The organism is Kitasatospora sp. NPDC058492 (genome assembly GCF_042720685.1).
Taxonomy (GTDB): domain Bacteria; phylum Actinomycetota; class Actinomycetes; order Streptomycetales; family Streptomycetaceae; genus Kitasatospora.
The window spans coordinates 1-3978 of sequence record NZ_JBHXMU010000131.1 but is presented as its reverse complement, the minus strand read 5'-3'; the positions used below and the strand labels follow the sequence as shown (position 1 = coordinate 3978).

Sequence of the window (3978 nt, the reverse complement as noted above, 5' to 3'; positions counted from 1 at the left end):
CCCCGGAGCGTGGGCTCCGGGGACCGCCGCCGTTCTGCGCCCGTCCGTCGTCCGTCCGTCGTCCGTCCGGCTCGTGGGCGAGGGGCGGGCGACGGAGCGATCCGCAGCCGAACGGATGAACCTCCGCCACCGCCAGGCCCGCCGAGCCCGCGCCTGCCGCACCGGCACGGTAAGACAAGCCGGGCCCCTCCGCGGTGACACCGGTGTGATCGTTCCTGGCGCCGCCCACAGCCGAAGGAAGTAAGAGATGCGCGAAACGAAGCCCAAGGCCCGAGCGGGTGCCGCCGTCGGCATCGCACTGCTCGCCCTCACCGCCCTGTCCGGCTGCCGCCAGCCCCACAACGGCGGCAGCCAGGACGTGCAGGCCGCTACGGCTGCGCCCTCCGGGGACGCTGCGAGCAGCGGTGAGATCGCCGTGCTGGAGCAGCCGACGCTGCCGCCGCCGTCGTCCGTCGCCAACGACCAGGAGAAGCGCAAGCAGGTCGCCATCGGCACCTGCGAGGCGACCAAGGACGGCTGGCGCGCGGCCGGCACCGCGGTGAACCCCGGTGGCCGGGACGCGGATTACCGGATCGTCGTCTACTTCACCTCGGCGAAGGCCACGGTGCTCGCCCTCGGCGACACGGCGGTGAACGTCAAGGCGGGGCAGAGCGGCGCGTGGGAGGTGCTGCAGGCGTTCCACGCCCCGCAGGGGACCCTGTGTGTCCTGCGGGGCGTCAGCTGAGCGTCCGCCGCCGGGCGGTCTAGCGCGGCGGGGGCCGGTTCTCGTCGCAGGTGGCGCGCTGGCCGTGGAGGAGGAGGGGGACGGCGCGGTTGGCGAGGGCTTCGGCGGCGCGGGCCGCTTGGGCGGGGGCCATGACGTCCGGGAGTTCGTGGGCGGGGACGAAGCGGGCGCCGAACAGTCCGCTGCGGTGTCGGGGCGGGACGGTGAGGTGGGCGGCGGCGTGCTCGGTGACGGTGCCGCCGTCGAAGACGAGGTTGAGGCGCTCCAGGTAACGGTCGGCGGGGGTGAAGTCGACCGCCAGGACGTCGGCGAGGCGCAGGTTGAGGCCGGTCTCGGCGTGGAGGTTGCGGGCGGCGGCGAGGTGGGGCGGCTCGTTGGGCTGGGCGGCGCCGCCGGGGAGGATGAGGCCGTCCATGTAGTCGGGGTCGACGAGCAGGACGTCGCCGCGCGGGTTGCGGACGAGGACGAGGCAGCCGAGCCGGCACACCGGCGGCCTGGCGAGCAAGCGGGGGTCGCGCATCGGGGGGTTCACTTCCTGAGGGCGGCAAGGAGTACGAGGGAGAAGCCCGCCCACCACAGCAGGCGGACCAGGAGTTCAGCCGTCACGCGTCAGGCGCTCGTAGCGCAGCCCCTTGCGGAGCAGGTCGACGACCCGCAGCAGTTCGGACGGACGGGCGCAGCCGAGGCCGACGAGGTAGCAGCCGGTCCTGCGGCCGTGCTCCCAATCCACCTCCACCGACGGCAACTTCACCCCGCCCAGGGCGAGGACGGTCGTCAGGTCGTCCAGGACGTCGGCCGCCTGCCGCCGCTGGTCGACCGTGGCGCGGTAGACCTTCTCCCCCATCACGCCCCCACCTGCCGCCGAACCTCGAACCCCCGCCACGCACTGAAGGCGGCGGAGAACGAGGAGAAGGAAGCCAGCCCACCCGAGGTACCGCTGCGCAGCCACTCCCCCGTCGTCTCGTTCCGCACCCGGTAACACCGGCCCTCCGGGTCCCACCGCACCCCGTAGCCGTGCAACCGGGGCACCTGGACATCACCCATGGGAGTAACCTTCCGCGATCAGAGTTTCACGTTCTGTGCACATGGTGGCTCTGTGTCGCCTAGCATCGGAAGTGGCAGACGACTTGACCTCGGTGGCCTGGAGAGTTGGAGCAGCCATGGTGAACATCAAGGAAATTGACCCGCAGTCATCCCCCTGGGCCCCGTTCGGGGTCCAACTCCGCAGGTCACGCAGGGCGATGGGCCTCAAGCAGGAACAGCTCGCGCGCAAGATCGGAGTCCACCCGTCCTACGTCTCGTTCGTCGAACTTGCGCAGCGACCGCCGAGTGAGAAGTTTGCTACCAAGGCCGACGAGGTCCTGCAGACCGGCGGGACCCTGCTGCTGATGTACTGGCAGCTCAAGCACACTGCCCTGGTCCCGGGCTTCCCCGAGTACGCCAACTACGAGTCGACCGCGGAGCAGATCAAGCTCTTCGAGATCAACGTCATCCATGGCCTTCTGCAGACCAAGGCATACGCCACTGCTTGGGAGCAGGGGAATATCAGGCGAGGCACAGCCACCCCGGAGCAAGCCGAAGAACGCATCAACTACCTCCTCACCCGGCAGCAAACCCTGCACCGAACGCCTCCGCCGATTCTGCACGCGGTGCTGGACGAAAGCTGTCTCAGGAGGACCATCGGCGGCCGAGACGTCATGATCGAGCAACTACTCCACCTTGAAAGACTGGCCAGTCAACCCAGGATCTTCATCCAGGTGGCTCCCTACTCTCTTGGCGAGAGCAGGCCGTTCACTCGCGTAGTAACCATACTGATGCTGCCGACACGCAAAATGATCGCCTACAGCGAGACCGAGCAGCGCGGCTACCTCGACCGCGATACCGAGTCGATCGCAGCCCTGCTCAGGGACTACGATCAACTGCTGGCCGGGGCCAAGAATCAGGCCGACTCAGTAGCTATGATCCGCTCGGTACGGAGGGACCTTGAATGGACGTCAAACTGACTCGCGCTTCCTGGCGCAAGAGCTCCTATAGCGGCAGTGGCGGTCAGTGCGTCGAGGTCGCCGACGGCTTCACCGACCTCATGCCCGTCCGCGACTCCAAGGACCCCGAGGGCCCGTCTCTCCTCTTTTCCTCCTCCGCCTGGCAGGCCTTCGTCACCGCCACCCGTACCGGCGAGTTCGACGCCAACTAGGCCTATCTGACGCCGGAGTGGGAAGTCATCCCCATCGACTTCCCACTCCACCCGCAGGAGGCAACCGCGATGGCAACCACCTGGCGCAAAAGCAGCTACAGCGGCGGGCAGAACGGCTGCGTCGAGGTCGCCGACGGCCTCACCGGCGTGCAGCCCGTCCGGGACTCCAAAGACCCCGACGGACCCGTCCTCCTTTTCCCCTCCCCCGCCTGGCAGGCCTTCGTCACCGCCGTCCGCGCCGGCGAGTTCGACGCCCGGTAGCAGCAACTCCCGGCCCCGCCAACCCGATCCATGAGCGGCGGGGCCTTCTCAACCCCTCCGCCCGGTTCAACCCGCCGCCGCGACCTCAGGGGGTGATGAACGGATGATCTGGCCCAACACCGTGCGGGCGAACGTCAAGACCGGGCACGACCGGGAGGTGTTCGCCGTCTACCCGTACCGCTCGGCCTGCCCGCAGTCGGTCTGGGCGCAGCTGATCGCCGAGGCCCGGTCCGACATCTTCCTCGCCGGCTACACCAACTACTTCGTGTGGCTGGAGCAGCCCGCCCTGCTTCAGACTCTGCGGCGCAAGGCCGAGAGCGGCTGCCGGGTCCGGTTTCTCCTCGGGGATCCGGACTCCGACACGACGCGTCAGCGCGAGCAGATCGAGGGCGTGGCGCTCACGGTGTCCACCAGGATCAGGGTCACCCTGGAGAACCTGGCCAAGCTCTCCGGTACCGAGGGCTTCGAGGCCCGGTTCAGCGCTCCGGACGACGGTCCGAACCATGTCGGCCTCTCCGTCTTCCGCTTCGACGAGCACGCCCTCGTCACGCCTCACCTCGCCCGCGCCGTCGGCCACGACTCGCCACTGATGCACCTGCGGCGCAGCGGGGAGAACGGCATGTTCGACCGCTTCGCCGAACACGTCGAAGAACTCTGGTCCCGGGGCGGCGACATCCGGACCGGCCCGCACTGACACCTGCGCCTAATACTGCAACCGCATCTGGGCGTGACTGTGGGTGTAGGTGTTCGTTGTCTTGACTGTGTGCCTATGGGTTGACGGTTGAGCAGGTTGAGTCGT

At 68.7% G+C, this 3978-nt stretch carries 7 protein-coding genes; 5 read left to right on the top strand and 2 right to left on the bottom strand.

Going from position 1 to position 3978, the window contains the following annotated elements; all coding sequences use genetic code 11:
- Nucleotides 1–247 precede the first annotated feature (247 nt).
- Nucleotides 248–724 carry a hypothetical protein gene (locus tag ACFWPI_RS39275; RefSeq protein ID WP_380381004.1) on the top strand — a complete coding sequence of 159 codons (477 nt, stop codon included), beginning with the start codon at nucleotides 248–250 and terminating at the stop codon, nucleotides 722–724.
- 19 nt (nucleotides 725–743) lie between these two features.
- On the opposite strand, the gene ACFWPI_RS39270 is transcribed toward ACFWPI_RS39275, so the two are convergent.
- The gene (locus ACFWPI_RS39270) at nucleotides 744–1244 is read right to left on the bottom strand and encodes an NUDIX domain-containing protein (protein WP_380381003.1); all 501 of its coding nucleotides are present in this window, start codon (nucleotides 1242–1244) and stop codon (nucleotides 744–746) included.
- Nucleotides 1245–1319: 75 nt separating this feature from the next.
- On the bottom strand, nucleotides 1320–1568 hold the full coding sequence (locus tag ACFWPI_RS39265; RefSeq protein ID WP_380381001.1) for a hypothetical protein: 249 nt from the start codon (nucleotides 1566–1568) through the stop codon (nucleotides 1320–1322).
- A gap of 316 nt (nucleotides 1569–1884) precedes the next feature.
- On the opposite strand from ACFWPI_RS39265, the gene ACFWPI_RS39260 reads away from it, so the two are divergent.
- From ACFWPI_RS39260 to ACFWPI_RS39245, 4 genes are all read left to right on the top strand, one after another.
- On the top strand, nucleotides 1885–2727 hold the full coding sequence (locus ACFWPI_RS39260) for a helix-turn-helix transcriptional regulator (protein ID WP_380380999.1): 843 nt from the start codon (nucleotides 1885–1887) through the stop codon (nucleotides 2725–2727).
- A complete protein-coding gene (locus ACFWPI_RS39255; protein WP_380380997.1) occupies nucleotides 2712–2918 on the top strand; it encodes a DUF397 domain-containing protein in 207 nt (68 codons plus the stop codon). The genes ACFWPI_RS39260 and ACFWPI_RS39255 overlap by 16 nt, the downstream gene beginning before the upstream one ends.
- Before the next feature lie 69 nt (nucleotides 2919–2987).
- On the top strand, nucleotides 2988–3179 hold the full coding sequence (locus ACFWPI_RS39250; protein ID WP_380380995.1) for a DUF397 domain-containing protein: 192 nt from the start codon (nucleotides 2988–2990) through the stop codon (nucleotides 3177–3179).
- A gap of 103 nt (nucleotides 3180–3282) precedes the next feature.
- Complete coding sequence (locus ACFWPI_RS39245) at nucleotides 3283–3873, top strand: DUF5919 domain-containing protein (RefSeq protein WP_380380993.1); 591 nt, start codon at nucleotides 3283–3285, stop codon at nucleotides 3871–3873.
- The last annotated feature ends 105 nt before the right edge of the window (nucleotides 3874–3978 follow it).